The organism is Bacillus sp. FSL K6-3200 (assembly GCF_038630485.1).
GTDB classification, from domain to species: Bacteria; Bacillota; Bacilli; order Bacillales; family Bacillaceae; genus Bacillus; species Bacillus safensis.
The window spans coordinates 2924913-2951286 of record NZ_CP152032.1; the positions used below are offsets into that span (position 1 = coordinate 2924913).

Sequence of the window (26374 nt, forward strand, 5' to 3'; positions counted from 1 at the left end):
GCTCACTTTTTGTGGGCGTTTTTTTACGTTTTCTTCAAAAACTCCGATATAAATTGACAAAATTCATAAAAAACGCCGCAATTTCTCTACAAAACTTCGACATTTACAAAACCTTAACATTCCATTTAAACGAAATTAATAAAGAACCTTTAATGTATTACTCGTAGGACAAATTATTCAGGGGGTATTCTTGAAATGAAAAAGAACAAATTATGGCTGCTTACTTTCCTTACTATCGCATTGTTAGCATTCGTCACAGCATGCGGAAACAGCAGCTCAAGCGGAGATTCAAAAGACAGTAAAGGAAATGCTTCAAACAAAGATGAGGCATCAGGTTCCATTACCATCTCAGGATCATCTGCGATGCAGCCTTTAGTTCTTGCGGCAGCAGAAAAATTCATGGATAAACATCCAAAAGCCGATATTCAAGTACAAGCCGGCGGTTCAGGAACAGGACTTTCTCAAGTTTCAGAAGGATCTGTACAAATTGGTAACTCAGATGTATTCGCTGAAGAGAAAGACGGAGTCGACGCAAAAGCTTTAAAAGACCACAAAGTAGCAGTTGTTGGAATGGCCGCAGCTGTAAACCCTGAAGTGGGTGTCAAAGACATCACAAAGGACGAATTGAAAAAAATCTTCACTGGTAAAATCAAAAACTGGAAAGAGCTTGGCGGGAAAGACCAAAAAATCACGCTTGTTAACAGACCTGATTCTTCAGGAACACGTGCAACATTTGTGAAATATGCACTTGATGGTGCAACACCTGCAGAAGGAATCACAGAAGATTCTTCAAACACAGTGAAAAAGCTGATTGCAGAAACACCAGGTGCGATTGGATACCTAGCATTCTCTTATTTAACAGATGACAAAATTACACCGCTTAGCATTGATGGTGTGAAACCAGAAGAAAGCAATGTAGAAAGCGGTAAATATACAATTTGGGCATACGAGCACTCTTATACAAAAGGTGAGCCGGAAGGTCTAGCAAAACAATTCTTAGATTACCTTATGAGTGACGAAGTACAAAAAGAAATCGTCAAAGATCAAGGCTACATCTCAGTTTCTAATATGAAAGTAGAAAGAGACGCAGCAGGCAAACAATCAGATAAGTAAGAGGTCTTGAATTGCTGATGAAGGAAAAGTGGAGCATTTCACTTTTCCTTTTATGACATTCATAGGAGTGTAGAAAAAGATGAAGCAGATAGAACATACAGAAGCGAGCGATCGGCTGATCAGCTCGAAGAAAAATAGGCAAATGGATGAAGTAAGAGGAAGTGTTTTGGTGAAATTCTGCGCATTCTTAATGATTGCAGTATCTATCGCCATCACCATCTTCCTTGGCATTAAGGGTTTACAATCTTTCATCGTAAATGGTGTAAGCCCAATTGAGTTCTTAACCAGTATCAATTGGAACCCAACAGCAGAAAACCCGGAGTACGGCGCATTTCCTTTTATCTTTGGATCGATCGCCGTCACGCTTCTATCGGCACTTATTGCAGCGCCGCTAGGCATCGCAGGAGCGATCTTTATGACAGAAATTGCACCTGCATGGGGACGTAAAATTCTCCAGCCAGTCATTGAATTGCTTGTAGGGATTCCATCCGTTGTTTACGGATTCATAGGTCTTACAGTATTGGTGCCGTTTATCGGACATTTCAAATCAAGCGGCTCAGGGCATAGCGTATTAGCAGGAACAATTGTCCTGTCTATTATGATTCTGCCAACCGTTACATCCATTGCAACTGATGCAATGGCTTCCCTTCCAAAAAGCTTGCGTGAGGGATCGTATGCACTTGGTGCTACAAGGTGGCAAACGATTAGACGTGTGCTTGTACCAGCAGCTCTTCCAACATTAATGACAGCAGTCGTTCTTGGAATGGCAAGAGCATTTGGAGAAGCCCTTGCCGTTCAGATGGTCATTGGAAACACGCGTAATTTACCAGAGAGCATTATGGATACAGCTGGTACATTAACAACCATTATTACGTTAAACATGGGTCACACAACGTATGGAAGTGTTGAAAACAATACACTTTGGTCAATGGGGCTTGTCCTTCTAGTTGTATCGTTTATGTTCATACTCATTATCAGATACTTGTCGTCTAGGAGGAAGATTTAATGAATAGCAAAATGACCGATCGTTTTGCCACGTTTGTTTTTGGATTATGTGCCGCCATTATCACGGCGATCCTAGTTGGTTTGTTTTCTTATATCATTTTCAACGGTGCAAAAGAATTAAATTTTGACTTTTTGACAACTCGCTCAAGTGCAATTGGCTCTGGCGGCGGCATTAGGGATCAGCTGTTTAACTCGTTTTACATTTTGTTTATTACAATGCTGATCACAGTACCACTTGGTGTCGGGGGCGGAGTGTACATGGCTGAATATGCGCCTCAAAACAAAGTCACTGATTTTATTCGCACATGTATTGAAGTGCTGTCTTCACTTCCTTCCATTGTCATTGGTATGTTTGGTTTACTCATGTTTGTCAATTTAACAGGCTGGGGCTATACGATCATCGGAGGAGCTCTTGCGCTCACTGTGTTTAACCTGCCAGTGATGGTTAGGGTGACAGAAGACGCGCTTCGCTCTGTACCGAAGGATCAAAAGGAAGCATCATTAGCGCTTGGTGTGACGAAATGGCATACAGTGAAGACGGTCCTGATTCCAGGTGCGATTCCTTCTATTATTACCGGTGCGATTTTAGCATCTGGAAGAGTCTTCGGGGAGGCAGCAGCGCTTCTTTTCACAGCAGGGCTCACCACACCGCGTCTTGATTTTACAAACTGGAGTCCATTTTCTGATACGTCACCGCTGAATATTTTTAGACCGGCAGAAACATTAGCCGTTCATATATGGAACGTCAATACACAAGGAATCATTCCAGATGCAGAGGCCATTGCAAATGGTGCATCAGCCGTACTTGTGCTTTCAGTTTTAGTATTCAACTTAGCAGCTAGATGGCTTGGTTCATTTATTCATAAGAAGCTTACGTCAAAATAATATGAGAGAGGTGTGAAGGGGATATGGTTCAAATGCTAGCAGAAAAAAAAGAGATTGCAGCAAAAAAGGCTCCACTTCAAGCGGAACAGATTTTACAGGTGCAGGATTTAAGCATTTATTATGGTGAAAAAAGAGCGGTCAATCACATTTCATTTGAAATAGAGAAAAACGCAATTACCGCATTAATTGGCCCATCCGGCTGCGGGAAATCAACCTTTTTACGCAGCATTAACCGCATGAACGACTTGATCCCAGGTGCGAGAAGTGAAGGGGCGATCATGTACGAAGGGCTCAATATTTTGGATGACCGTATTAATGTGGTGAATTTGAGAAGAGAGATCGGTATGGTTTTCCAAAAACCAAACCCATTTCCTAAATCAATCTACAATAACATTACCCACGCGTTAAAGTATGCAGGTGAAAAAAGAAAATCAGTGCTTGATGATGCGGTAGAGGAAAGCTTAACAAAAGCGGCGCTTTGGGATGAAGTCAAAGATCGTCTGCACCGCTCGGCGTTGTCATTATCCGGCGGCCAGCAGCAGCGCCTTTGTATTGCACGTACACTTGCGATGAAGCCCAGCGTTCTTTTATTAGATGAACCAGCATCTGCCCTAGATCCGATCTCAAATGCAAAAATTGAAGAGTTACTATCAGAGTTGAAAAATGATTATTCGATCGTCATTGTGACACACAACATGCAGCAAGCGTTACGTGTATCTGATCATACGGCCTTTTTCCTGAACGGTGATCTAGTAGAATATGATGCCACTGAACGTATTTTTACACGTCCTGCGCAGCAAAAAACAGAAGACTATATCAATGGTCGATTTGGATAAGGCGGGTGGATTTTGATGAATGCAGTAGCAACTGAAACAGCCAAAAAAGAAGTGTTTCGTGTGAATGATATGAACCTTTGGTACGGGCAGCATCACGCACTGAAGCATATTAATTTAGACATTAGAGAGCATGAAGTCACGGCGATTATCGGTCCGTCCGGCTGCGGAAAGTCAACATTTATAAAGACCTTAAATCTCATGGTCAAAACAGTGCCAGGTGTGAAAATTAACGGGGATATGATGTATAACGGTGACAATATTTTAAAAGGCCGTGTCGATTTAGTGGAACTGCGTAAAAACGTCGGGATGGTCTTTCAAAAAGGGAACCCATTCCCTCAGTCTATCTTTGATAATGTCGTCTACGGGCCAAGAATTCACGGAGTGAAGAGCAAACAGCAATTGAAAGAAATCGCTGAAAAAGCGCTTCGTGATGTTGCCCTTTGGGATGAAGTGAAAGATCGTTTAAGTGTGCCTGCATTAGGTCTTTCTGGCGGTCAGCAGCAGCGTCTTTGTATCGCAAGAGCCATTGCTACAAGTCCAGACATCTTATTAATGGATGAACCAACATCAGCGCTTGATCCTGTCTCAACATTAAAGATTGAAGAATTGATTATGAAATTAAAAGAGAAATACACGATTGCCATTGTGACGCATAACATGCAGCAAGCGGCTAGGGTATCAGACCGAACAGCCTTCTTCTTAATGGGGGAGCTTGTTGAGGTCAATGATACGAATGTGATGTTCTCTGAGCCAAATGATCAAAGAACCAATGATTATATATCTGGTCGATTTGGATAATAAAAACCCCCTGGAGGTCATCGCCGCCAGGGGGTTTTGTTGTTATTTTGTTAAGGCTTTGACGATTTGTTTGAACGTCATCCCTGTTTTTAAATTGAACTTGCCTGCACGAATTTCTTTATGGTAGCCGGCGTCAATCACGTAATCATTAAAATCTTTAGACGAGTTGATGATTCCGTCCTTTTCAAGCATGTCTGAAACATCACTTGTGCTCATCCCATTTTTAATGACGAATTTGATCGATTTGCCTTTAGGCTTGTTAGATGTTTCTTTATCATTCTTAGAATCGCCGTCTTCATTTGCCTTCAGTGCTTTTTCTTTATAATCAAGAAGCTGCTGATATGTTTCACGGCTGACGGAGACTTCTTTTTTAGAGTCTAAATAGTTTTTCACGTCAGTGTCTGTTACTTTCGCTGCGAGCGTTTCTTTTGTTGTTGTATCAGCAGCCGCTTCATCTTTTCCAGTGAGGAAAAAAACGATCGCCAGAACACCAGTTGCAAGAATCATACCTGCCGCAAACGTTTGGATGCTTTTTTTCGTCATACAAGCACCTTCTCGTTGTCTTTAATGATCATGTTGACCTCTTCTACAGATACATGCTCAGCGCGCGCAATGGCTTCAGGAGACATGCCATTTTGATGCTTTGAAATGATTTGTCTTGCGATAGATGGATCAATTTCTGAATGTTTGCGGACGACGATGTTTGTTTCAAGCAATTCTTCTTCAAGAACCTTCATTTTCTTTTTCAGTTTATAGATTTCTTGCATTGCAGATAGTTGAAGTGTTTCAAGTTCCTGCTCGACTTCTTTAATCGGCTCTCTTTGAAAATATGAGAATGCGATCAGTACGATACTGACAACAAGCAATCCGATAATTGCAATTTCCATGTTTCATCACCTTTTATTCATATTTTAATGCTGAAAGCCATAAAAGCTTTCATGATTGTTTCAGACAGTTTTCGACCCTTCTTTTTTATACCATAAAAAAGCTAGTTTCAAAAGGAATTGCTGAAAAAATCACCTTTTTTTCATCTTTTTTCTTTTTATATGAAAAACGAGTATGAAAACCTTGCTCGCTGTCAAAATAAAAGAGGGTTTCTCATGTATACAGTACGACAAAGATTGACGTTTTATAGGGGAGCATGCCATTTTTCATGAAATGACCGTGCGATATGGATCAGAACGCAAACGGATTGCACTGAAATTGAAATTGGTGAAAAAACATTCTAGCATTCCTAAGCTAGAAGTGGTATTATAGTTAGGTCTGAATGTGAATTGATTTTAGTTTGGAGGGAAAAACATGCGCGTAAATATTACTCTAGCTTGCACTGAATGCGGTGAGCGTAACTATATTACTAAAAAGAATAAGCGAAACAATCCAGATCGCGTTGAATTCAAAAAGTATTGCTCACGTGATAAAAAACAAACTTTACATCGTGAAACAAAGTAAGCAGCAGGGAATTTTCCTGCTGTTTTTTTATGATGGGAGATGATCTGTGTGAAAAAAGAGCTTCGCCTTCAAACATTAGCCAAGCTGGACGAGATGAGTGCCGAGGAATTCAAGCGAAGCACCGCTTTACTTCATGAGCATTTGTTTCAACTGCCAGCATGGAAACAAGCGAATACGATTGCACTTACCATGTCTAGAGGAAAAGAGGTACCGACAATGCCTCTAATTGAAAAAGCATGGCAGGAGGGAAAAACAGTATGTGTACCCACCTGTTTTCCGGAAACAAAAGAGATGACGTTTTATGAATATACACCGGAAACGAAAATGATATCCCGCTACTTTGGGCTATCAGAGCCAGACCCTCTGGCGTCGGCCGCTGCATCTAAAGAATCAATCGATTTGATCATTGTGCCTGGTGTGTGCTTCGATCGACAAGGCTACCGTATCGGATATGGAGGCGGCTATTATGACCGCTACTTAGTTGACTATCACGGTGAAACGCTTGCCCTTTGTTTGTCAGTACAGCAAACTGAACATATTCCGGCTGAAACGCATGACATCCCGGTCTCAATCATGGTCAGTGAGAAAGGTACCTTATATCCAAAATAAAGTCCGCTGCTTATACGTATGAACGGGCTTTTTGTGTTGAGTGAAAGTGCTTGCTTATGATCAAAAGTCATATGAACGATAGCGATCAACATTCTTCATTAAAAGGCATTTTAGCTGACGGGGGATATGTTTTGAAAAAATTTCGTGGAAAGAAAAGATACTTCCGTAATATGTGGGAGGAAGTGAATACTTAAAACTTGATCATGATTCATGGTTTTTTTTTTTGGCATAAGCACCTTGATTTTTTTGGAGTCGGGGAAAATAGCTTAAAAATAAGAAAAGAGCATATCAAAGCTTATATCGCTTTATATCATAGGCTGCTAAAACAGCTTGAAGGCTTTGAAAAGCCATACCAAACTTGGATTTGTATTCACGAACATGACCCTGGTTTAGACGCTGTATATGTACATACAAGCAAATCCATACGACAGTTACTTCCCGCACAAGGTGGAGGAGTTAGAGCCGAATTGTAAGATGCCTCATACGTTTAAGGACTTAATCGACCTTCATCGATTTGAAGTTTCTTATGATCAATCAAAGTGCGGAGAGGTCTATTATATTCAATCAAAAGAACAAGGGATTAGATTGTGAAGGCCTGCTTATGAAAGGGACCTTTTAAGCGATAAAAACGATGGTTCATGCATAAACAAATCCTATTTAAGCCACGATACGAACATAGGAGGGAATATGATGAATAAAATGATTTGGAGCATTGTGTTCACACTGTTTGCATTCGTTCTCGTGCAAAATCGTTATCGGCTCATGAATTTAATTTTAGGCCAAAATCAAGTACGTCACTTTTTAATTAAATGGCTGATGAAAATTCCATATTTTCGGACGAAATTTATTCGCCAAGCATTCTAATCCCGCAAAAGCCGGGATTTTTTTGTTTAGAAATGCGGATAAGAACGATTCTTGCTATAATAATGTAAAAAATGGAGCGCGAATGTATGAATGTCATAGATAGTCTATTTTGGCGAGTTGTTGATGAACTAAGACAAAAAGGATACGAGATGATTCAAAGTCCGTACCCAGAAGATGAAATATTTTTTGAAGCACCACGAAACTCAGGTTATGATCTCATCCGTCTATATAGAAAAGATGTGAATTTTAGGCAAGAGATCGTTCGAGATATCGAGGAGCAAACATATCGGATCAATCAACTTAGAGAAGCTATGCGTAAACGATCTCTTCATCTTTTACAGCTGCAATTTACAACCGATGTTCCAGTAGATGATTGGGAAGACCTAAACGGTCAGCCGCAAAAAGAGAATAAGGTGACAGTTACTCCTGTGCTGCTCAATGCAGAGAAGCTTCAAAACGATGTAAACGAACTGCAAAAATGGCTGAATACATCTCTTGCAGTTGATGTAGAAGAAGCGAAGCGAGACACAGATGAGGATGTAATGCGGCTTAAAATGAACGTACTTCAGGCATTTGATGATCAGGAAAAGCAGCGTGAACGAGAATTGGCCGTTTTTCAAAATGGCAGACCCATTTTCACCTACTTGCTGATTGCTGTTCAAGCAGTAATGTTTCTTTTACTTGAGCTGTCTGGCGGTAGTACCAATACGGCAACTTTAACAGCATTTGGTGCTAAAAATAATGTGCTGATCTTAGATGGAGAATGGTGGCGCCTGATTACACCAATGTTTTTACATATTGGCTTGACGCATTTACTCTTTAATACTTTTGCTCTTTGGTCCGTTGGAGCGGCTGTTGAGAGAATTTATGGGTCGGGAAGATTTTTGCTCATCTATTTGATTTCCGGCATTTTTGGCTCTATAGCGAGCTTTGTGTTTAATACGGCAATTGCAGCCGGCGCATCAGGGGCGATCTTTGGCTGTTTAGGTGCACTGTTATATTTAGCCATCTCCAACCGGAAGCTTTTCTTTCGGACGATGGGGACAAATATTATTGTCATTATCCTCATCAACCTTGGAATAGGCTTCACTGTATCAGGTATTGATAATGCAGGGCATCTTGGCGGTCTGGTTGGCGGTTTTTTCACCGCATTAGCTGTCCGTCTGCCTAAACAGATCCAGCCTGTTAAAATGCTTCTTGCGAGTGCTGCTTTGCTCTTTATTGGCGGTTTTGGATTGTATACAGGGTTTCATTCTGACGATCAAAAGGAAGCAGCGGCAACAAGTGAGGCAGCAAGTTTATTTGATGAGAAAAAGTATAGCGAAGCAAGTGAACGACTAGAGGAATATGTGCACGATAAAGATGCATCAGCTGAGGCACTTCATATCTATGCACTATCGGAAGCGCAGCAGGGCCAACTTGATAAGGCTATTCAATTTTTACAAAAGTCGCTTGAAAAAGATCCAGATGATCCAAATAAACTGTATCATTTATCGCTTTTATACGTAGAAAAAGGAGAGACAGCGAAAGCAGAGGATCTATTAGCGAAAGCGTTAAAACAAGATCCTCAAAATGATCAATTTTTAAAGTTGAAACAATATATCGAAAATAGTCAAACACGTTGAATGACTTGACTGAAAGCGCATTTATGAATACGCTTATCCTATCTGTTGATGAGAAGAAATGGTGGAAACAATGAAAACGTTATATGATGTACAGCAGCTGCTCATGAGATTTGGAAATTATGTGTATTTCGGAGATCGTGAAGTAGAATTAGAATTTATGGCAGACGAATTGAAGGAAATGTATACATCGGGCGTTATTGACCGGGCCGAATGGTCAAATGCAATGACCATTCTTCAAATGGAACTAGCCAAATTAAATCGAAAAACAATGTGAAGGTGGAGGGCATATGACAGGGGATTGGTTTGTAGGTATTGATCTTGGCGGTACGACAATTAAGCTTGCGTTCATTAATCTATATGGTGAAATACAGCATAAGTGGGAGATTCCTACGGATAAATCTGGGCAGACGATCACAGTCGATATTGCCAAATCAATTGACCATAAACTGGTTGAGATCAGTATGCCGAAATCAGCACTTATTGGGATCGGAATGGGTGCACCTGGACCTGTTGATAAAGTATCTGGAATCGTCTATAAAACAACGAATCTGGGCTGGACAAACTATCCGTTGAAAGATCATCTAGAGGCAGAGACGGGGCTTCCATCTGTCATTGAAAATGATGCGAATATTGCTGCACTCGGTGAAATGTGGAAGGGTGCAGGAGATGGCGCAAAAAATATCCTGATGGTCACACTTGGAACAGGGGTTGGCGGCGGCATCATCGTAAACGGTGAAGTTGTTCAAGGGGAGACAGGTGCTGGAGGAGAAATAGGCCATATTTGTGCCGTTCCATTCCAAGGAGCACCGTGTAACTGCGGAAGAACAGGCTGTATTGAAACGATCGCATCCGCAACTGGCATCGTCCGGATTGCAAAGCATAAATTAGAAACCGAGCAGCACACATCTTCACTTGGCACTCTCGCTTCGCTATCAGCAAAGAACGTATTTGAAGCGGCAGAAAACGGAGATGATCTTGCAATGCGTGTCGTAGAAGAAGTAACGACACATCTTGGACTTGTCCTAGCGAATCTTGCTAGTGCTTTAAACCCAACAAAAATTGTGATTGGCGGCGGTGTTTCAAAAGCAGGTGAACTTCTTCGCAGTAAAGTAGAGCGCATTGTGAAACAACATGCTTTCCCGCCTTGCGCAGACGATGTCGAAGTGGTGATTGCATCACTCGGAAACGATGCAGGGGTCATCGGCGGTGCATGGATGGCAAAAAACAAATGGCTGTCTTGAACAAAAAGTCATAATGATGTCATTTTTATTAAAAAAAGCGATAGATAGGCATGAAATTGAATGTTTAGCATATTCATAAGTTTGTCATAAGGAAAAAGACATTGATTTTCCATCATATACAGGATAAGATATACTTTAGTTATTTTTCAAGAAGCACCAATAATTAGGGTATATCCAGAGCCTAGGTGCGTGCTTAGCATAAGGAGGTTACAATGCGAAAGAAAAGATTAAAGGCGATTTCATTTTTACTGATTGCGACATTGCTCATGTGGGTCAAAACCTATGTTATCTATAAATCTAGCTTCAATATTAAAATTGAAAATTTCATGCAGGAGTTTATCCTGTTTATTAATCCACTTAGCTTTCTTTTGTTTATCTTCGGTATCGGTTTATTTTTCAAAGAAAAAAATCGCAATCGATATATCATTGTGACAAGCTTTATCCTGACATTCATTTTGTTAGCCAACATTGTGTTTTATCGATTCTATAGTGATTTTCTAACCATCCCCGTCCTATTTCAAACAAACAATATGGGTGACCTCGGGTCAAGTATTACCTCTTTAATTGAACCAGTCGATTTACTGATGTTCGTTGATATCATCATTTTAATTTGGCTCTATAAAAAACAGCCTTCCTTTAGAACAGATGTCACAATTTCACGAAAAGAACGAGCGGCATATTACTTATTTGTGGCAGCTACATTTTTCTTTAACCTTGGTTTAGCTGAAACAGAAAGACCAGAACTGCTTACTCGCTCATTTGACCGTGAGATGCTGGTGAAAAATATCAGCTTATATAACTTCCATATTTATGATGGGGTATTGCAATCGAAGCAATCCGCCCAACGAGCTCTTGCTGATAGTAATAGCTTAACTGAAATTGAAAACTATGTAAGCGCAAATCAAACGGACCGTAATGACAAGACATTTGGTCAAGCAAAAGGACGAAATGTCATTCTTGTATCACTTGAGTCTACACAGAGTTTCGTAATCAATGAAAAATTAAACGGGAAAGAAATTACTCCGTTTTTAAACAAATTGATCAAGAAGAGCTATAACTTCACTAATTTTTACCACCAAACAGGTCAAGGGAAAACATCTGACTCAGAGTTTATTGTAGATAATTCTCTTTATCCACTAGGTAGAGGGGCTGTGTTCTTCACAAATCCAAGTAATGAGTATACAGCGACACCTGAGCTGTTAAAGGATGAGGGCTACCATTCTTCTGTTATTCATGCGAATAACAAAAGCTTCTGGAACCGCGACCTTATCTACGATAGCTTTGGCTACGACAAGTTCTTTGATATTAAATCATTTGATGTGAATGAAGAAAATTCGGTTGGCTGGGGACTGAAAGATGGTCCGTTCTTTGAACAGTCCGCTGAATTAATGAAATCGATCCCGCAGCCTTTCTATACGAGATTGATTACATTAACGAACCATTTCCCTTTTGATTTAGATGAAGAAGATAAGCTCATTGATGAATATGATTCAAAGAGTAAAACGCTGAACAAGTATTTCCCTACAGTGCGTTATCAAGATGAAGCCCTTAAGCTTTTCTTTAAAAAGATGAAGGAAGCTGGCTTATACGATAATTCCATTTTTGTTTTGTATGGGGATCACTACGGAATTTCTGAAAACCATAACGAAGCTATGGGGCAATTCTTAAATAAAGAGATTACGCCATTTGAAGAAGTGCAGCTTCAAAAAGTCCCGTTTGTTGTACACATTCCAGGGGTGACAGATCAACATCCAAAAGAAATTGATACGGTAGGCGGTCAGGTCGATATCCGCCCAACTGTACTCAATCTTCTAGGAATTGATACAAGTAAACAAATTCAATTTGGTCATGACCTTTTATCGAAAGATACGAATGACTTTACAGTACTCCGTGATGGAAGCTTTATTACGAAGGACAGCATTTTTACAGATGGTGTTTGCTACAATAAAGAAACAGGCGAGCCAGCAGATGATAAAAACGTGTGTCAGTCTTATGAAGAGAAAGCGAAGCAGGAGCTTCAATTCTCTGATCAAATCATTTACGGGGATCTTCTTAGATTTTATGATCGAAACAGCCCGGACCATTCACCATCCAAAAAAGAAGGTGAAACGGAGCTGAAAAAGGCGTCCTAACAGATGAGAAAACCTTTGCTATTTTAGAAGCAGAGGTTTTCTTTTTTTGCCTGACGGCTCATATAGTATGAGAGGAGGGATGTAAATGAAGACAACGTCGTTTGGAAAAATTGAATGGCAGCTGCATGAAACAGGGAAGGATGATGTGGCAAAGCAGCTTGGCATTGGCAAAGCTGCTTTTCATTTATCTAATCAATCAAGCACTGATGAGCTTCTTTTACCGGGATATAGACTTCCAGAAGGAGTCCATGTATTTGATTCGATAGGTGATGTACAGAGATTTATCGCACCTTATAGACTGCAGCAATCCGATGATTGGATCAATGGAACATTTGAATATGATAGCGCTCAATTAGAAGAAGAGCTGAGCCGCTTGAAAGCTGTATTTCCTTTTCTTCATATCAGCGTCATTGGCCAATCAGTGCTTGATACACCTATTTATGAAATCCGAACTGAGCCTGTTCAACATTTACATTCTATTCATCTCAATGCCTCATTTCATGCAAATGAATGGATCACGACATCTGTTTTATTAAAATGGCTGAAGTCGCTTTGCTTAGCAGCGTCTGACCCGGTGCAGGCAAGACATTATGAAGCGGTTCATATCCTGCAGACCACCGCTTTATCCATCGTGCCAATGGTCAATCCAGATGGAGTGGATTTGGTTCGTAATGGACCGGAGTCACTAGGTCTTCATCGTGAAGAATTCACACTGCTAAACGGTGGATATTCCGATTACCGGGAATGGAAAGCAAATATTCGAGGGGTGGATTTAAACAATCAATTCCCTGCTTATTGGGAGATCGAGTACTATCGTCATCAGTCGAAGGCACCGTCATACCGTGATTATCCTGGGCGAGAGCCATTAACAGAACCAGAAGCGAAAGCGATGGCAAATCTTGCGTTGCGAAAACGATTTGACCGGCTGATCGCCCTTCATACACAAGGAGAAGAGATCTATTGGGGTTTTCTTGGCCATGAGCCAGCCATCTCAAAAGAAACGGTCAAACGATTCGAACAAGTGAGCGGCTACAAACCGATCCAATATCTCGACAGCTATGCAGGCTATCGCGATTGGTTTATTTATCAATTTCATAGTGAAGGCTATACAGTCGAGCTTGGTCTAGGGAAAAATCCTCTTTCCATGGATCAATTTGATTCGATTTATGAAAAAACAAAGCGGCTTTTATGGGAAGCGTGTAAGTGTTAAAAGCACCTGTCTGGTGCTTTTTCATATTGGAGCAACAATCAATTGCTTATGGTCAATAAAAACAATGTTGAAGTAATTGACGAAGGTCTTCTTGTAAGCTATTGTGAAAGATATGGATGTAAAAAAAAGGATATGATTTAGGGAGATGTCGACTATTGAGTGCTCAAAGCCTGTGGAAAAGAAATTTTACTTATTTATTTGTTTCTAAAATGTGCAAAATTACCGCTGATAGTTTATCTTTCAACACCATCTTGTGGCTATTGGTACTAGGAGGAAAAGGGGCCATAGGAACAGCTTTTTTTATTGCAGTCAGCTTTGTGCCTCAAGCAATTGTTGGGCCATTTATTACGCCTATGATGAAGCCGCATCAGTTGAAATTTTGGATGTGTTTTGCTGATTTAACACGAGGAGCGATTATCCTTGTGATCGTGGTCAGTTATTTTTATGGTTTCACACCATTAGTCCTCATCATTAGCTGTATGCTGCTGCATTCAGCGACAGGAGGCTCCTATGAACCGGCATCTGTATCGATTATTCCAAAGCTTGTCCATGAGGACCTCATACAAAAAGCAAATGCAACGATCCAATCAGCAAGTCATGTAGTAAGACTTGTGACAGTCACGATTTGTGGTGTCATGATTGCATTTGTAGGAGTAGGTTATACAATGCTTGTGATCATTCCACTTTACCTCTTGTCCGCTTTATTGGTGCTAATGATTTCATATCAAACAGAAGTCATCATCGATAAAGCCAAAAAAGGATTATCTTACGGCAAAAGATTAATTCGAGGTTTTTCACTTGTTAGAAGTCATCATATTTTGTTTCCCTTAGCGATTTTTTGTGTTTGTTCAAACTTTGCTGCGGCACCATGGGAAGCATTGTCTGTTATTTATTTAACTGAAGACTTACATAGTGGACCAGTCGTCTATTCATTCATCAAAGTCACAACCGCACTAGGCGCATTTTTGATGGGATTTGTTTTGACAAAGATAAAAGTGAATCGGTATGGATTGCTGTTTATAGGCGCTGGGATCGTTGATGGAATCGCCTTTTTCATCACAGGCATGAATGCATTGTTGCCTCTTGTGTTTATATCAGCTTTTGCTTTAGGAGCAGCCATTAGTGCAGTTAACGTACCCGAACATACGATGATTCAATTGTCAGTAAAGGCTGAGGATCAGCCGCAAGTGTATGCGATCATCAACATGATTTCCTACTTAATGATTCCGTTAGGCGCCCTCCTTGGCGGCTATATGGCAACAATATTTGGGTCTGGGTATGTCATTGCGGCTGGCGGCATCATTGAAGCTGTTTCTGGTATATGCCTGCTTCTGTTTACAAAGATCGGGAAGGTAGAGCGAGCGGATTTGACAATAGAACGAGACAAACCTGCCTTAAATGCAACGTGAGCATGGCATGATTGAATAAGGATAGGTTACAATGAGGACGAGAAAACATAAGAATTTAATTGAAAGGGGAAAAACGATGGCTATAGCAGACGTCACCATCATTCCGATAGGCACTGAAACACCAAGTGTCAGTGCTTATGTAGCAGATGTACAAAGAATTTTAGAAGGCTTTCAACAAGAAGGGAAAATCAAATATCAATTAACACCGATGAATACGTTAATTGAAGGCGAATTATCCGTTTTATTTGAGGTCATTCAGCGCATTCATGAAGCCCCTTTTGAAAAGGGATTGCACCGAGTAGCGACCAATATTCGCATCGATGACAGACGGGATCAAACCACAACGCTTACAAGCAAATTAGAAAGCGTGAATAAGCACTTACATCAATAAAAAAAGCCTGCTAAATGCAGGCTTTCAGCGTGTAGACAAACCCTCGCATTCTTTGTCAGGTCTGCGCTCCGGTGCTCACGAATGTTTCAATTCGCTCCGCTCGGGTGCTCGTCCTTCCTAGACTGCAAAGGTTTTCTATCACGCTGAAAAGAAGACAAAGGGCTAAAATCAAGATCATTTTAGCCCTTTGTCAACAATCCGAAGCCTGCTAAATGCAGGCTTTTTAATGTGCAGTTGGATAACCGCTATAGATGATGGTCATGACAGTGAACCATCCAAAAACCAAAAATGTAGCGCCAGCAAAAGCGATGGCAAGTACGTTCACTTTTTTTAGTGAGCGATAGATGCCGAGCGCAGCTAAAATCGTGACTAGACCAAAAATAATGACGAGCATCATGTGAAAGTCCCCCTTTGTCATCAATCCCCTTGATTTCCTTTCTTTTCATTTTAACCGTTTTCATAAAGCTTGTCGAGTAGATTCCAGTTGACGATTGTTTGAATTTTTATTGAATAGCCTTCATAATAAAAAAGAAAGAATAAAGTAGGTGATGAAAATGAATTGGAGAAGAATTCCATTAGGCTATGTACAAGCGAACGCATATATTTGGAAAAACGAGCAGGGAGAATGCTTAATTTTTGATCCAGGCGGTGAAGCGCAAAAGCTGATTTCCTATGTAAAAGAAAAACAGCTCACACCACTTGCTGTCTTATTGACACATGCTCATTTTGATCATATTGGTGCGGCAGATGAGGTACGCGAAGAGTGGGGAGTGCCGCTATATGTACATGAAAATGAAAAAGAATGGCTCACGAACGCTGAATTAAACGGTTCAGCTCGTTTGATTGGGAATGGAATTACGGTCAAAGAAGCTGAAGAATTGATTACGTCAGAAGGAACCCTTCAAATTGGGTCGTTTACATTAGAAATGTTCCATACACCAGGGCATTCACCTGGCAGTGTGTCTTACTATTCGGCGGAAGAGGGCTTTGTTATTTCTGGTGACACGCTATTTGAAGGCGGCATCGGGAGAACAGATTTAGTAGGCGGCAGTCAGGAAGTGCTGCTACAATCAATCCATCATAAATTATTGTCATTGCCAGAATCAACTCTTGTTTTAAGCGGACATGGCGGGGAAACCACTGTTCAGACGGAGCAGGAGCAAAATCCATTTATTAATGGATTTTCTCTTTAATCGCAGGCATGAAAAAAGCATCTCTTTTAAAGAGATGCTTTTTTCAATTAATGTCCGGTACCGGGAACCATGATGAAAATCGAATAATATGTAAATCCGGCAAAGAAAATCGTCAAGTACGCTCCGAAAATGTAAATATACATTCTTTCGGATAAATTCAAGTAGGATAAAAATACAAAAAGAACGGTTTGACCGAAGAACAGCAGCGATGCATCTTTCATATGTCCTAAATAGAACATGACAGCAAAAATACCCGTCCAAAAGCCGAGCACGCGGAACATGCGATTCATTTCTTTCCCTCCCCTTAAAAACCCCTTTGATTCATATTATAGCTGATCACCACTTGTTATGTAAACATTTACATTTTTGACAACGTGTGAACAATTTAATTTGAATGTAGAAAAAATTTTTTTGAAAAAGTGAAGAAAAAGTGTTTATGGCGAAATACATGAGGGTACTTACTCCATAAGAGAAAAGGTTAACGACCTAAGGAGGAAGACTAATGAGTGACATTACTTTTTATTCATACCCGAGCTGCACGTCTTGCCGCAAAACAAAACATTGGTTAAAGGCGAATCAAATTGATTTTAAAGAGCGTCACCTTTTCAGAGAAACGCCAACTCTAGATGAATTAAAAAAGATTCTTTCTTTAACAACAGAAGGAATGGATGAAATTTTAGCCACACGAAGTCAAGCTTTTAAAAGCTTAAATTTAAATATTAATGACTTAAAAGTAAACGAGGTCTTACAGCTTCTCATTGAAAAACCAAAACTGCTACGGAGACCAATCATTATTGATGGAAATAAATTGGTAGTAGGTTATAATCCAGGAGAACTCATGAAAATATCAAAGAAGAAAGCGATTCATCAATCGGTTTCCTAATAAAAAACGAAGATCAGCTGAAACAAGCTTCAGCCGTCTTCGTTTTTGTGCTGAACTGGGCTAGCTGGGTTCGAACCAACGATCACGGAGTCAAAGTCCATTGCCTTACCACTTGGCTATAGCCCAATATCAAACGTGTAATGATATTGTTCACCATCTGCGGTCATTTATACATAAAAGTTGTATGTCACGAGTTTTAGTGAAAAAGGAGCGAAAGAAGTAAATGAAAAGTGAAAAATCTAAGCAATTATACGAATTTATCCTAAAAGAAGCCCCTGTCATGACCGAAGAATGGCTAAAGACAAGAACAGAAGAAGGCTCATTATATTCTAAACATGCTTCAGAGGAAACGGAAATGAAGCTGAAGGAACAGAACACAGCTTTTATTCAAACCATTGCAGCAACACTTGTGACACTTTCAGACAAAGTAGAAAACCATTTGAAAAAGTGGTCTGTTGATATTGCACGTGATCGAGCAGTGCACGAGGTGCCGCTATATGAAATCATTGGACAATTTAAGATCTTCCGCCACATTTTCTGTTCGAGAATTGAGACATTCACCCAAGAAACAGAGCTTGAAGTGACGCTACAAGATGTGTGTCAGTGGAATCAGCACTTTCATGCTACATTTGATGATATGATTGAGCGTTTATCAGAAGAATATGACCGCGTGACACTCAGTCAGCTGAATGCACAAAGAGAGATGATTCAAGAACTGAGTGCCCCTGTTATTCCAGTATCAAAGGAAATCGGGATTTTGCCACTGATCGGAGAAATCGATACGTATCGGGCCAAAATCATTTTGGAATCCGTACTAGAACAGGCATCTAGACTTCGTCTAACGCACTTATTTATTGATATATCTGGCGTTCCCGTTGTTGATACGATGGTCGCTTATCAGTTGTTTAAAGTGGTCGATAGTGCGAAGCTGCTAGGAATTGAGACGATTATTTCAGGCATTCGCCCAGAGATCGCTCAAACTGTAGTGAAACTCGGCATTGATTTCTCAAAAGTAAATACTGAGCATAGCCTTGCAAAAGCGTTAGAAAAAAGAGGATTTCGCATCTTTGAAGAGCAGCCGCAAGAAGCCACATCATGACCAAAAAACCTGTACTTGTAAAAGTCAGGTTTTTTTATATGCTCTTTTCTAAAAAATGATGTGATGCATCACGAGTTGAGGGTTTTCATGCTTGATTAGTTATGAAAATCATAAAATGTTCTTTTGTCATTCAGGTTTCTCCATCCTACAATGTGGTCAGAGAAAGGAGTGATCCACTTGTATGGGATTGAATATTTAAGGCAAGAGCTGCTAGAAGAAGCATGCCGCATGAGGGCTTCTGATGTGCATATTGTGCCAAAAGAAAAGGAAGCTTCGGTGTCTTTCCGTGTTGACTCAGATTTAATCCAGCAGCGAACGATTGATAAAAAAAGCGGAGAGAGGCTTATTGCACATTTTAAATTTTTATCTTCTATGGATATCGGGGAAAAAAGGAGACCGCAAAATGGCTCACTAGCTGTGATGCTAAGAAAAGGACAAGTGTTTATTCGGATGTCTACCTTGCCGACAGTGAATGATGAGAGCTTAGTGATTAGAATTTTACCGCAGGATCATGTTCCGAAAATAAAACATCTATCATTATTTCCGAAAGCCTCAACTAGATTATTATCATTTTTGAAGCATTCGCATGGACTCATTTTATTTACTGGGCCAACAAATTCAGGGAAAACAACAACACTATATTCATTAATCCAGTTTGCAAAAAAGAATTTTAATCGAAATATTATTACCCTTGAAGACCCTGTCGAAACGAGGAATGAAGAAGTGTTACAGGTTCAAGTGAATGAAAAAGCCGGCATCACGTATGCCGCTGGATTACGCGCTATTTTAAGACATGATCCAGATATGATTGTGCTGGGAGAAATAAGAGATGCGGAAACGGCTAGAACGGCGATTAGGGCAGCACTGACAGGCCATTTAGTATTGAGTACGCTTCATGCAAAAAATGCAAAAGGAGCCCTTTACCGCATGCTTGAATTTGGTGTGACGATGAATGAACTCGAACAAACCATGGTTGCGATTGCTGCCCAGCGATTAATTGAGCTTATATGCCCTTTTTGCGGGGAAACATGTCAGCTTTACTGTAAATTAAATCGTCCTTACAGACGAACAAATGTATTTGAATTGCTTTATGGAAAGGAGCTTGGTGAGTGTATCAAAGAGGCCAAAGGAGAATACGCTCATTCGTCATACGAAACACTACAAAGATTAATTCGGAAAGGAGTGGCACTCGGTTATTTATCAAAAAGCACATATCATCGCTGGGTTTATGAAGAAGCGAGCCTCTAAAGCCTGGTCTAAAAAAGAACAAGCTGAATTCTTATCGAAACTTGCTCAATTGATTCAAGCTGGATATACATTGGTTGAGGCATTAACGATGGTGAATATTCAGTTATCAAAAAAACAGCAGCAGCGATTAACGCCAGGTATTCAGTGGTTGCTTGAAGGGGAGCCTTTTTACGTTGTGCTTGAGCGACTTCATTTTCAGCGGGAAGCCATCGCTATTCTTTGTTTTTCAGAGAAGCACGGCAGCCTGGCACGAGCTCTTGAACAAAGCGCCCGTTTTTTAGAGAAAAAAATCAGGCAAGTAGACACATTCAAGCGCATGTTACGTTACCCGCTCTTCCTCATCTTCACGGTTCTGGTCGTGCTGATACTCGTTCAGAATATGATCATTCCTCAATTTTCTGTTTTGTACTCATCAATGGATACCCGCATGTCTTGGCTGATTCAAGGAATGTTTGGAATGTTTCAATTCCTTCATGCTTTTCTGCTCATCACTAGTTGTATGTGTATCTGTCTTACCGGATATTATGCTGTGTTTTTTAGGAAAAAGTCGACCCTTGAGAAACTGAGGGTGATGAGTAAACTGCCTTTTTTATATAAAGGGATGCAGCTGATGCATACGTACCTTTTTTCTCTTCAGCTCAGCGGACTGCTTCAGGCTGGATTATCGATGTACGAAGGTTTGCAAGCTTTTAAACAGCAAAGCTACTTGCCTTTTCTTCAAGAAATAGGTGAACAAATGATGGATGAGTTAAGAAAAGGAGAAAGTATGGCACATCAAGTAAGCGTGAGTCCTTTTTTCGAAAAACATTTTGCAGCCATCATCAAGCATGGTGAAGCCAGCGGAAAGCTTGCAAGAGAAATGTACACGTACAGCCAATTTCTATTAGAAAATGCAGAACTGAAAATTGAAAAATGGATTTCTTGGCTGCAGCCGGTTATTTATGGGGTGACAGCACTTCTGATACTCATCGTGTATTTATCTATTCTTTTACCAATGTATCAATTAATGGAGCAAGTGTAAGAAGGAGGACAGAAACATGAATGATAAAGGATTTACCCTGATAGAAATGTTAATTGTCATGCTCGTAATATCCATTCTTTTACTCATTACCATACCGAATATCACACGTCATCACCAAGCTATTCAGGCAAAGGGCTGTGAAGGGCTCAAATCAATGGTCAGTACACAAGTGATGGCATATGAATTGGAGCATGACGGGAAGACGCCATCTTTAGCTGAATTAGAAAAAGAAGGTTATGTCAAAAAGGGGTTAACTTGTCCTAATGGAAAAGCGATTGTCATTCAAAACGGCCACGTGAAGCATGAATAAATTAATTTTACATGAGAAGGGTTTTACCCTGATTGAACAGCTGTTGATTTTACTTGTTTTATCGATTTTATTGTCGATCATGGGAGGGAAAATCCCAAATATAATAGAGAGCGCTGAAGCCAAAAGACAAGTAAACATCATGAAACAAGATCTTCAATTGGCATCATATACTGCATTTATCAAAAAAACACGTGTACATGTTGAAATCCATCCGCCGCATGTATCTTATCAGGTAATAGACCAAAAGAGTAACGAAGTCATTGCTTCTTATCAGCATAAAAAAGGCAGCATCAAAACTTCTACATTCTCGCAAGATATCTATTTTAATGCAAACGGACATCCAAGCAGCGGTGGATCTCTCATTGTCGAATTTGGCAGTCAATCGTATAAACTCACGATCTATTTAGGAAGCGGGCGAATCCATGTTCAAAAACAATAGAGGATTTAGTACGTTTGAGACGCTGTTTGCTTGTCATCTCTTTCTATTTGCTGCACTTGTGCTCATGCCTGTCTACGAAAAACTCATGATGGGGAAAAAGGAAGTAAGAGCCAAACTTGAAGCTTATCAGATTTTGCATGAACAGATGAATGAAGCGTTCATAAATGGGACAACATCTTCCATCAAAAAGAAGAGAGGCGAGATCACATATGTTTTCAATTGGCGTAAACAGAAAGGATGTGTTTCATACAAAGTACAAAAAAAGCAGACCATATGCTTTCGGCAAGTGGGCCGATGAACAAGCTTTTACCCTTCTACAAGCTTTGTGGCAATTGCAGCTATTTCTGTTTCTTTCTTTTGGCTGTGTGCTGATCTTTTCAGCAGCGGAGAAAGCTCGTCCTTTTGAAGATATCAATCGATTTTCTCAAATGGAGTGGAAACAGACTGTCCTGCAATTAGATGAGGAGTTAAGTCGCGCAGCTGCTGTGAAATCGGTGAAAGGAGGAAAAGTGTTAGAGTATATTTCCGATCAAGGGCGAGTGGTAACGATTGAGCCATATCAAGAGATGCTTCGAAAACGAACGGATCAAGCTGGACACCTACCTTTATTGCATAAGGTGAAACAATTTCACGTAAGAACGAGTCAGCATAGAGCTGCCCTGAAAGTCACAGATGAATCTGGTAAGGTGTATGAAGCCGTTTTTTTCACATATAAAGGGGTGGTTCCTAAATCGTGAAAAGAGAGGAAGGGTTTATCTATCCGCATGTACTTTCGGCGATTCTATTTTTTCTCTTGATCCTAGGAGCGATAACGATAGGGTTTCAAAAAGAGCTGAGAAGTGCAGAGCTGACGATTTCTTTTTATAAAAAACAGCAGCTTTTTAGGGTGGGGACGAGTGAAGCTGCAAGCACAGTAGAACGTATTTGTGAGAAAAAGAAAACCCATATTGATACTGAAGAAGGCCGTGTGACACTGAAGCAGATGAAATGCGATCGAAAGAAAAAACTTGTCCTTGTTTTGGTGAAGGTGAAAACAAAAGATGGTTTATCCGATGAGCGGGAACTAATGCTGGATGGGCAGACCGGTGAAATCATGAGATGGGCAAACCCTGATTAGCCAGTGTATAAAATCATCCTCTTTCTGGTAACACTTGAAGAAAGAAGAGGTGATTGTGCTTGAAAACAAATGACTATGTAAAATATATGACGCAGGAAATCATTAAATATATGAATACACCACGTGACGAACGGAAGGAACACAAACAAGAAAAGATGGAAACGAAACCACCGTTCTCACAGCGTTTATTTGGGGTTCTGCCGTTTGGTTTCTCCATGATGCTTAAAAAACGTCAGCGACACCGCCGAAAGTAAAAAGCCGCCAGCAGGCGGTTTTTTTATGCCGTTTTAGCTGTATTCCTCCACAACAATCACTTTATTCACCTTGTTTGAGTAAGGGTTATAGGAAATGGTGACAAACACCCCAAATTCTTTTGTATGGTCTTTTAACGTAATATGATACTGTTTCACAGATTCCTTATCGCGGTGGCGGTCCCATACTTTTTGTTTAAATAAGACTTGCGTTAGCGGGTATCTTTTTTTTGCTTCTTTGACTGCCCGCATTTCCCATTGATCTGCTGCCGCAGTCAAACCTCTCGCATTCACAGGTTTGACGTCTAGGATCATAGGACTCAGCAGCAAACTGAGCATGATTATGATTTTTCCATATTTCACTTAACATCACCTCACCTCTTATTATCCTGACCAAATCCTACATTTTTATGTAAGTTTTAAGAAGTACAAATGTCACACAAAAAAATATTGAATATGGCGAAAGAATGAGAAAATGGAAGAATTTTCTCGTAATGGTTCTTGTTTAAGAACAAAATGAACTAATTTGACGTTTTGGTTTTTATAGGTATTTCCTTATACTGTATATAATCGTTCTTTTTAAAGAACAATTGTTCAAGGAGTTGAAGGGATTAATGAAACAGTCGCTCTTTGTACTCTTTTGTGCCATTTGTCTGATTTTGACGTCTTCCATCATGACACCAACAAATGCTTCTTTTAACGATGTCGAGCACAAAAACTTTGTCATGAAAACATGTGAAAATTTTGAACAGACAGATCAGCATTGTCAGCCGAAAAAATGGGATCAAAGTCAATTGGAGCTTATCGATCAAACGATGATCGAAGGAACAGTCTGCGCACCTCAAAAGCTGAGCATGACACTAAAAAATAGTGGACAGCCTATTGCGTATTCTGAATGGAAGTGGGAGTTACATAAAATGGGAAGTGATCAGAAGCCATTGCAAGATGGTCATATTCTTGAAAAGGGCTCCATAAAGTCCCTATTGTCGCAAGAAACAGCGACTGTCACGACAGATAAAGCAAAAACAAATGGAATCTATGCATTTAAAATCTATTATCCTAAAGGGTTTGGCGCATCAGATCAGGCGTACTTTTGGTCTAAACCGATGGTGCTCTCAAAGTGTCAAGAAAAGACGTCCTAAATGGAGATGTCTTTTAAAGTGAAAAAAAGATAGGCGAAGGGGAGAAGGGGTTATGAAAAAATGGATGAAGATGTCTGGGAGTATTCTTTATGTGATGGTGTTCACGGTGATGATAGCCTCTATTATTGTCGTGTTGTCATCAAGAACAACAGGAGGAGAACCTCAGATCTTCGGTTATCAATTGAAGCAAGTATTATCAGGTTCGATGGAACCAGAATTTTCAGCTGGGTCACTGATTGTCGTAAAACAGGTTGCCTCACCTGAGAAGCTCAAAAAAGGAGATATTATCACGTATCAAACGAAACAGGATCAGTCCTATGTAACCCATCGAATTGTTGGGGAGAAGGGAAAGGGAGCAAATAAAGCGTTTGAGACGAAGGGTGACAAAAATATGTATCAGGACGGCACGCTGGTAAAAGCGGATCAGGTGACTGCGCAGTATATGGGAGTAAACATCCCATATGCAGGAAAGCTTCTTTCGTATGCAGGGACATCAGCTGGAACTGCTTTGCTCCTTATTATACCAGGTGTCATGCTGCTCGTTTATTCAACCTTTCATTTTGTGGGCGCAGCGAAACATCGTAGACACACGGCTGATGTACATATCTCAGAGGAACAAGCTTAAATCGTTTGTAACCTAATCAGGTTTCAATAAAACAATATATTAGGGGGTTTATTCATGGCAATGAAGAAATCAATTCGTTTAGGTGTATTATCAGGGGCTTTAGGTCTTGCATTAATTGGCGGGGGAACATGGGCGGCGTTTAATGATATTGAAAAGGCAAACGCGGTCTACTCGACAGGAGAGCTGGATTTATCTGCTAAAGAGAACTCCGGCGCCATCAACCTTTCGAACTTAAAACCTGGTGATCGGATCAAGAAAGAATTTCATTTTGATAATAAGGGATCACTAGCGATAAACCAAGTGCTGATGAGTCTTGATTACAGCCAGTTTATAGATGGATCTTCCGCGAAGAATGGCGGTAAAAATACAGCTGAAGAGTTTCTCAGCCAGTTTCAGGTGAGTGTTCTTACGGTTGGAGCCGAAGGTGGAAATGGTTATCCGAAAAACATTATTTTAGACCATGCAAACCTGCTTGACTTGCATCAATTAACGTCAAAACAGGATCAGACCGCATTTGAAAAGCTTCGTCATGCCGTCGATGAGAAGTTTTTACATGAAAGTGGGAAAATTAATGTAGCAACTGTTGATGGAACAGTGGCTCCAGAGTATGACGGCATTCCAAAGAATCCGTTTGATTACGATAAAATGGAAATGATCATTGAATTTATCAATGACCAGACGAAGGATAAAGCTGGTCACTATATCCAAAATAAATACCAAGGCGATGCGATTCAAATTGATCTTTCCTTCGAAGCGACTCAGTGGAATGGTTTAACGATCAATCCAAAAAAGCATACGGATGAAAAAGGCTACGTGAAAGAAAACGAAAAAGCACACAGCGAAGATAAAAAATAAAGCCAGTCTTTAGGCTGATATCAAGGTCTGCATAGCAATTGGAGGAGTATGCGCTAAAACGTGCGCTTTACTCCTCTTCTTGCTTTTTTCTCCAGATTTGATAATCTAAAAATTCACGAAATTGCTTTTTCGAAACCCCTGATGTCATTGCATCTCGAACTAGTTTTTCCCATTCACTATCTAATTGACCATCGTATTCGGTTTCATCTTTTTCGTTTAAAAGTGTATGAACCGAGACGTCCAGAACAGCGGAGACTTTTTCAAGAAATTGAATGGAGGGGTTTGTTTGCAAGTTTCTTTCTATTGAGCTTAAATAAGACTTCGCTACCCCAGCCTTTTCGGCCAGTTCTGATAGTGAGTAGCCTTTTTCATTGCGGTATTGTTTAATACGCTGGCCAATCAATGTCATCACCTTCCTTTCGATATTATAGCACATTCAGAAAGGTTTGATAGAATGACTTCTTACCAGAGGGGGAGACTTAGAGGACTTTTCATTTGATTTGAGGAAATGACGGACGTCTTCAACTGTTAGTCCTGCATTACGAGCTTCGCGTAATAATTGAACCCATTCACTGTCTAATTTGTTCGTTTTCTTTTCCATACAAATACCCTCCTAAAATACTG

37 protein-coding genes and 1 tRNA gene are annotated in these 26374 nt (G+C 40.2%); 30 read left to right on the forward strand and 8 right to left on the reverse strand.

The annotated features are described in order from the left end of the window. Positions 1–195: 195 nt before the first annotated feature. The 5 genes from MHI60_RS14895 to pstB (MHI60_RS14915) all read left to right on the forward strand — a co-directional run bounded on the left by MHI60_RS14895 (position 196) and on the right by pstB (MHI60_RS14915) (position 4637). A complete protein-coding gene (locus tag MHI60_RS14895; protein ID WP_039179996.1) occupies positions 196–1113 on the forward strand; it encodes a phosphate ABC transporter substrate-binding protein in 918 nt (305 codons plus the stop codon). A 79-nt stretch (positions 1114–1192) separates the two neighbouring features. Further along, positions 1193–2119: a phosphate ABC transporter permease subunit PstC gene (gene pstC / locus MHI60_RS14900; RefSeq protein ID WP_144484648.1), complete on the forward strand. Its 927-nt coding sequence runs from the start codon at positions 1193–1195 to the stop codon at positions 2117–2119. Then, complete coding sequence (gene pstA / locus MHI60_RS14905) at positions 2119–3003, forward strand: phosphate ABC transporter permease PstA (RefSeq protein ID WP_025092964.1); 885 nt, start codon at positions 2119–2121, stop codon at positions 3001–3003. Before pstC ends, pstA begins: the two co-directional genes overlap by 1 nt. 32 nt (positions 3004–3035) lie before the next feature. Continuing rightward, the gene (gene pstB, locus MHI60_RS14910; protein ID WP_170825867.1) at positions 3036–3839 is read left to right on the forward strand and encodes a phosphate ABC transporter ATP-binding protein PstB; all 804 of its coding nucleotides are present in this window, start codon (positions 3036–3038) and stop codon (positions 3837–3839) included. A 15-nt stretch (positions 3840–3854) separates the two neighbouring features. Next, positions 3855–4637: a phosphate ABC transporter ATP-binding protein PstB gene (pstB, locus tag MHI60_RS14915; protein ID WP_144484646.1), complete on the forward strand. Its 783-nt coding sequence runs from the start codon at positions 3855–3857 to the stop codon at positions 4635–4637. Positions 4638–4679: 42 nt separating this feature from the next. Here pstB (MHI60_RS14915) and MHI60_RS14920 read toward each other — a convergent pair whose 3' ends face one another. Beyond that, positions 4680–5180 carry an endolytic transglycosylase MltG gene (locus tag MHI60_RS14920; RefSeq protein WP_111292698.1) on the reverse strand — a complete coding sequence of 167 codons (501 nt, stop codon included), beginning with the start codon at positions 5178–5180 and terminating at the stop codon, positions 4680–4682. After that, positions 5177–5524: a hypothetical protein gene (locus MHI60_RS14925; RefSeq protein ID WP_060697348.1), complete on the reverse strand. Its 348-nt coding sequence runs from the start codon at positions 5522–5524 to the stop codon at positions 5177–5179. The genes MHI60_RS14920 and MHI60_RS14925 overlap by 4 nt, the downstream gene beginning before the upstream one ends. A 412-nt stretch (positions 5525–5936) precedes the next feature. Between MHI60_RS14925 and rpmG the strand changes: the two genes are divergently transcribed. The 11 genes from rpmG (at position 5937) to MHI60_RS14980 (ending at position 15567) form a co-directional block, all read left to right on the forward strand. After that, positions 5937–6086 (forward strand): 50S ribosomal protein L33, encoded by a 150-nt coding sequence (gene rpmG / locus MHI60_RS14930; RefSeq protein ID WP_008360061.1) that lies wholly within the window; start codon positions 5937–5939, stop codon positions 6084–6086. A gap of 48 nt (positions 6087–6134) precedes the next feature. Next, the gene (locus MHI60_RS14935; RefSeq protein WP_144484644.1) at positions 6135–6695 is read left to right on the forward strand and encodes a 5-formyltetrahydrofolate cyclo-ligase; all 561 of its coding nucleotides are present in this window, start codon (positions 6135–6137) and stop codon (positions 6693–6695) included. Positions 6696–6892: 197 nt separating this feature from the next. Continuing rightward, the gene (locus tag MHI60_RS14940) at positions 6893–7168 is read left to right on the forward strand and encodes a hypothetical protein (protein WP_342502622.1); all 276 of its coding nucleotides are present in this window, start codon (positions 6893–6895) and stop codon (positions 7166–7168) included. A 217-nt stretch (positions 7169–7385) separates the two neighbouring features. Next, positions 7386–7559 carry a hypothetical protein gene (locus MHI60_RS14945; protein WP_162473402.1) on the forward strand — a complete coding sequence of 58 codons (174 nt, stop codon included), beginning with the start codon at positions 7386–7388 and terminating at the stop codon, positions 7557–7559. Positions 7560–7645: 86 nt separating this feature from the next. Continuing rightward, positions 7646–9184: a rhomboid family intramembrane serine protease gene (locus MHI60_RS14950; protein WP_144484642.1), complete on the forward strand. Its 1539-nt coding sequence runs from the start codon at positions 7646–7648 to the stop codon at positions 9182–9184. A 70-nt stretch (positions 9185–9254) separates the two neighbouring features. Then, positions 9255–9458: a YqgQ family protein gene (locus tag MHI60_RS14955; protein WP_144471102.1), complete on the forward strand. Its 204-nt coding sequence runs from the start codon at positions 9255–9257 to the stop codon at positions 9456–9458. Between the two features lie 13 nt (positions 9459–9471). Next, on the forward strand, positions 9472–10425 hold the full coding sequence (locus tag MHI60_RS14960; protein ID WP_095409012.1) for an ROK family glucokinase: 954 nt from the start codon (positions 9472–9474) through the stop codon (positions 10423–10425). Between the two features lie 212 nt (positions 10426–10637). Then, positions 10638–12557: an LTA synthase family protein gene (locus tag MHI60_RS14965; RefSeq protein WP_144484640.1), complete on the forward strand. Its 1920-nt coding sequence runs from the start codon at positions 10638–10640 to the stop codon at positions 12555–12557. Positions 12558–12642: 85 nt separating this feature from the next. Next, positions 12643–13767 carry a M14 family zinc carboxypeptidase gene (locus tag MHI60_RS14970; RefSeq protein ID WP_144484638.1) on the forward strand — a complete coding sequence of 375 codons (1125 nt, stop codon included), beginning with the start codon at positions 12643–12645 and terminating at the stop codon, positions 13765–13767. Positions 13768–13922: 155 nt separating this feature from the next. Further along, positions 13923–15176 (forward strand): MFS transporter, encoded by a 1254-nt coding sequence (locus MHI60_RS14975; RefSeq protein WP_144484636.1) that lies wholly within the window; start codon positions 13923–13925, stop codon positions 15174–15176. Between the two features lie 76 nt (positions 15177–15252). After that, positions 15253–15567, forward strand: coding sequence for an MTH1187 family thiamine-binding protein (locus MHI60_RS14980; protein ID WP_048238883.1), 315 nt, complete (start codon positions 15253–15255; stop codon positions 15565–15567). Positions 15568–15790: 223 nt separating this feature from the next. On the opposite strand, the gene MHI60_RS14985 is transcribed toward MHI60_RS14980, so the two are convergent. Then, the gene (locus MHI60_RS14985) at positions 15791–15964 is read right to left on the reverse strand and encodes a DUF2759 domain-containing protein (RefSeq protein ID WP_003217333.1); all 174 of its coding nucleotides are present in this window, start codon (positions 15962–15964) and stop codon (positions 15791–15793) included. 157 nt (positions 15965–16121) lie between these two features. Here MHI60_RS14985 and MHI60_RS14990 point away from each other — a divergent pair, with 157 nt between their 5' ends. After that, complete coding sequence (locus MHI60_RS14990) at positions 16122–16760, forward strand: MBL fold metallo-hydrolase (protein ID WP_144484634.1); 639 nt, start codon at positions 16122–16124, stop codon at positions 16758–16760. A gap of 47 nt (positions 16761–16807) precedes the next feature. Here the strand turns inward: MHI60_RS14990 and MHI60_RS14995 are convergent, their stop codons facing one another. Further along, a complete protein-coding gene (locus MHI60_RS14995; RefSeq protein ID WP_003217440.1) occupies positions 16808–17050 on the reverse strand; it encodes a DUF2626 domain-containing protein in 243 nt (80 codons plus the stop codon). A 212-nt stretch (positions 17051–17262) separates the two neighbouring features. Here MHI60_RS14995 and MHI60_RS15000 point away from each other — a divergent pair, with 212 nt between their 5' ends. Next, positions 17263–17643 (forward strand): Spx/MgsR family RNA polymerase-binding regulatory protein, encoded by a 381-nt coding sequence (locus MHI60_RS15000; protein ID WP_007501232.1) that lies wholly within the window; start codon positions 17263–17265, stop codon positions 17641–17643. Positions 17644–17698: 55 nt separating this feature from the next. Here MHI60_RS15000 and MHI60_RS15005 read toward each other — a convergent pair. Beyond that, positions 17699–17769 (reverse strand) — tRNA-Gln (locus MHI60_RS15005). 97 nt (positions 17770–17866) lie between these two features. Here MHI60_RS15005 and MHI60_RS15010 point away from each other — a divergent pair. From MHI60_RS15010 to MHI60_RS15050, 9 genes are all read left to right on the forward strand, one after another. Further along, positions 17867–18742 carry an STAS domain-containing protein gene (locus tag MHI60_RS15010; RefSeq protein WP_144484632.1) on the forward strand — a complete coding sequence of 292 codons (876 nt, stop codon included), beginning with the start codon at positions 17867–17869 and terminating at the stop codon, positions 18740–18742. Positions 18743–18919: 177 nt separating this feature from the next. Next, complete coding sequence (gene comGA, locus MHI60_RS15015) at positions 18920–19990, forward strand: competence type IV pilus ATPase ComGA (protein ID WP_111292287.1); 1071 nt, start codon at positions 18920–18922, stop codon at positions 19988–19990. After that, entirely contained in the window at positions 19971–21011 is a 1041-nt protein-coding gene (gene comGB / locus MHI60_RS15020) for a competence type IV pilus assembly protein ComGB (RefSeq protein WP_144484630.1), read from the forward strand. The genes comGA and comGB overlap by 20 nt, the downstream gene beginning before the upstream one ends. Positions 21012–21027: 16 nt before the next feature. Beyond that, positions 21028–21321 carry a competence type IV pilus major pilin ComGC gene (comGC, locus tag MHI60_RS15025; protein WP_144484628.1) on the forward strand — a complete coding sequence of 98 codons (294 nt, stop codon included), beginning with the start codon at positions 21028–21030 and terminating at the stop codon, positions 21319–21321. Next, on the forward strand, positions 21314–21760 hold the full coding sequence (gene comGD, locus MHI60_RS15030; RefSeq protein WP_144484626.1) for a competence type IV pilus minor pilin ComGD: 447 nt from the start codon (positions 21314–21316) through the stop codon (positions 21758–21760). The genes comGC and comGD overlap by 8 nt, the downstream gene beginning before the upstream one ends. Next, positions 21744–22058, forward strand: coding sequence for a competence type IV pilus minor pilin ComGE (gene comGE, locus MHI60_RS15035; RefSeq protein ID WP_144484624.1), 315 nt, complete (start codon positions 21744–21746; stop codon positions 22056–22058). Before comGD ends, comGE begins: the two co-directional genes overlap by 17 nt. Further along, the gene (gene comGF, locus MHI60_RS15040) at positions 21970–22497 is read left to right on the forward strand and encodes a competence type IV pilus minor pilin ComGF (protein ID WP_186437312.1); all 528 of its coding nucleotides are present in this window, start codon (positions 21970–21972) and stop codon (positions 22495–22497) included. Before comGE ends, comGF begins: the two co-directional genes overlap by 89 nt. Continuing rightward, positions 22494–22877: a competence type IV pilus minor pilin ComGG gene (gene comGG, locus MHI60_RS15045; RefSeq protein WP_144484620.1), complete on the forward strand. Its 384-nt coding sequence runs from the start codon at positions 22494–22496 to the stop codon at positions 22875–22877. The genes comGF and comGG overlap by 4 nt, the downstream gene beginning before the upstream one ends. A gap of 59 nt (positions 22878–22936) precedes the next feature. Then, positions 22937–23131, forward strand: coding sequence for a YqzE family protein (locus MHI60_RS15050; protein ID WP_024718846.1), 195 nt, complete (start codon positions 22937–22939; stop codon positions 23129–23131). Between the two features lie 33 nt (positions 23132–23164). Here the strand turns inward: MHI60_RS15050 and MHI60_RS15055 are convergent, their stop codons facing one another. Next, the gene (locus MHI60_RS15055) at positions 23165–23443 is read right to left on the reverse strand and encodes a DUF3889 domain-containing protein (RefSeq protein ID WP_223251017.1); all 279 of its coding nucleotides are present in this window, start codon (positions 23441–23443) and stop codon (positions 23165–23167) included. A 299-nt stretch (positions 23444–23742) separates the two neighbouring features. Here MHI60_RS15055 and tapA point away from each other — a divergent pair, with 299 nt between their 5' ends. Genes tapA through MHI60_RS15070 form a run of 3 tightly spaced genes read left to right on the forward strand, consistent with a single transcriptional unit; the run spans position 23743 to position 25750 of the window. Continuing rightward, a complete protein-coding gene (gene tapA, locus MHI60_RS15060) occupies positions 23743–24270 on the forward strand; it encodes an amyloid fiber anchoring/assembly protein TapA (RefSeq protein ID WP_095408998.1) in 528 nt (175 codons plus the stop codon). A 52-nt stretch (positions 24271–24322) separates the two neighbouring features. Continuing rightward, positions 24323–24895, forward strand: coding sequence for a signal peptidase I (locus tag MHI60_RS15065; protein ID WP_144484618.1), 573 nt, complete (start codon positions 24323–24325; stop codon positions 24893–24895). Positions 24896–24949: 54 nt separating this feature from the next. Next, the gene (locus tag MHI60_RS15070) at positions 24950–25750 is read left to right on the forward strand and encodes a TasA family protein (RefSeq protein WP_111292280.1); all 801 of its coding nucleotides are present in this window, start codon (positions 24950–24952) and stop codon (positions 25748–25750) included. 67 nt (positions 25751–25817) lie between these two features. Here MHI60_RS15070 and sinR read toward each other — a convergent pair whose 3' ends face one another. Beyond that, entirely contained in the window at positions 25818–26153 is a 336-nt protein-coding gene (sinR, locus tag MHI60_RS15075; RefSeq protein ID WP_024422969.1) for a transcriptional regulator SinR, read from the reverse strand. A gap of 33 nt (positions 26154–26186) precedes the next feature. Beyond that, a complete protein-coding gene (locus tag MHI60_RS15080; RefSeq protein ID WP_095408995.1) occupies positions 26187–26351 on the reverse strand; it encodes an anti-repressor SinI family protein in 165 nt (54 codons plus the stop codon). Positions 26352–26374: the final 23 nt, after the last annotated feature.

Coding starts and splice junctions, on each gene's coding strand:
- MHI60_RS14920 (WP_111292698.1), bottom strand. CDS start 5,180: ATGACGAAAAAAAGCATCCAAACGTTTGCGGCAGGTATGATTCTTGCA.
- pstC (WP_144484648.1), top strand. CDS start 1,193: ATGAAGCAGATAGAACATACAGAAGCGAGCGATCGGCTGATCAGCTCG.
- comGC (WP_144484628.1), top strand. CDS start 21,028: ATGAATGATAAAGGATTTACCCTGATAGAAATGTTAATTGTCATGCTC.
- pstA (WP_025092964.1), top strand. CDS start 2,119: ATGAATAGCAAAATGACCGATCGTTTTGCCACGTTTGTTTTTGGATTA.
- MHI60_RS14950 (WP_144484642.1), top strand. CDS start 7,646: ATGAATGTCATAGATAGTCTATTTTGGCGAGTTGTTGATGAACTAAGA.
- MHI60_RS15065 (WP_144484618.1), top strand. CDS start 24,323: ATGAAAAAATGGATGAAGATGTCTGGGAGTATTCTTTATGTGATGGTG.
- MHI60_RS14945 (WP_162473402.1), top strand. CDS start 7,386: ATGAATAAAATGATTTGGAGCATTGTGTTCACACTGTTTGCATTCGTT.
- tapA (WP_095408998.1), top strand. CDS start 23,743: ATGAAACAGTCGCTCTTTGTACTCTTTTGTGCCATTTGTCTGATTTTG.
- MHI60_RS14985 (WP_003217333.1), bottom strand. CDS start 15,964: ATGATGCTCGTCATTATTTTTGGTCTAGTCACGATTTTAGCTGCGCTC.
- MHI60_RS14925 (WP_060697348.1), bottom strand. CDS start 5,524: ATGGAAATTGCAATTATCGGATTGCTTGTTGTCAGTATCGTACTGATC.
- comGD (WP_144484626.1), top strand. CDS start 21,314: ATGAATAAATTAATTTTACATGAGAAGGGTTTTACCCTGATTGAACAG.
- MHI60_RS15055 (WP_223251017.1), bottom strand. CDS start 23,443: ATGATCCTAGACGTCAAACCTGTGAATGCGAGAGGTTTGACTGCGGCA.
- MHI60_RS15070 (WP_111292280.1), top strand. CDS start 24,950: ATGGCAATGAAGAAATCAATTCGTTTAGGTGTATTATCAGGGGCTTTA.
- MHI60_RS14955 (WP_144471102.1), top strand. CDS start 9,255: ATGAAAACGTTATATGATGTACAGCAGCTGCTCATGAGATTTGGAAAT.
- rpmG (WP_008360061.1), top strand. CDS start 5,937: ATGCGCGTAAATATTACTCTAGCTTGCACTGAATGCGGTGAGCGTAAC.
- comGE (WP_144484624.1), top strand. CDS start 21,744: ATGTTCAAAAACAATAGAGGATTTAGTACGTTTGAGACGCTGTTTGCT.
- MHI60_RS14965 (WP_144484640.1), top strand. CDS start 10,638: ATGCGAAAGAAAAGATTAAAGGCGATTTCATTTTTACTGATTGCGACA.
- pstB (WP_144484646.1), top strand. CDS start 3,855: ATGAATGCAGTAGCAACTGAAACAGCCAAAAAAGAAGTGTTTCGTGTG.
- MHI60_RS14895 (WP_039179996.1), top strand. CDS start 196: ATGAAAAAGAACAAATTATGGCTGCTTACTTTCCTTACTATCGCATTG.
- MHI60_RS15010 (WP_144484632.1), top strand. CDS start 17,867: ATGAAAAGTGAAAAATCTAAGCAATTATACGAATTTATCCTAAAAGAA.
- MHI60_RS14990 (WP_144484634.1), top strand. CDS start 16,122: ATGAATTGGAGAAGAATTCCATTAGGCTATGTACAAGCGAACGCATAT.
- pstB (WP_170825867.1), top strand. CDS start 3,036: ATGCTAGCAGAAAAAAAAGAGATTGCAGCAAAAAAGGCTCCACTTCAA.
- MHI60_RS14980 (WP_048238883.1), top strand. CDS start 15,253: ATGGCTATAGCAGACGTCACCATCATTCCGATAGGCACTGAAACACCA.
- MHI60_RS14970 (WP_144484638.1), top strand. CDS start 12,643: ATGAAGACAACGTCGTTTGGAAAAATTGAATGGCAGCTGCATGAAACA.
- comGB (WP_144484630.1), top strand. CDS start 19,971: ATGAAGAAGCGAGCCTCTAAAGCCTGGTCTAAAAAAGAACAAGCTGAA.
- MHI60_RS15000 (WP_007501232.1), top strand. CDS start 17,263: ATGAGTGACATTACTTTTTATTCATACCCGAGCTGCACGTCTTGCCGC.
- comGF (WP_186437312.1), top strand. CDS start 21,970: ATGTTTTCAATTGGCGTAAACAGAAAGGATGTGTTTCATACAAAGTAC.
- MHI60_RS14995 (WP_003217440.1), bottom strand. CDS start 17,050: ATGAATCGCATGTTCCGCGTGCTCGGCTTTTGGACGGGTATTTTTGCT.
- MHI60_RS14960 (WP_095409012.1), top strand. CDS start 9,472: ATGACAGGGGATTGGTTTGTAGGTATTGATCTTGGCGGTACGACAATT.
- MHI60_RS15080 (WP_095408995.1), bottom strand. CDS start 26,351: ATGGAAAAGAAAACGAACAAATTAGACAGTGAATGGGTTCAATTATTA.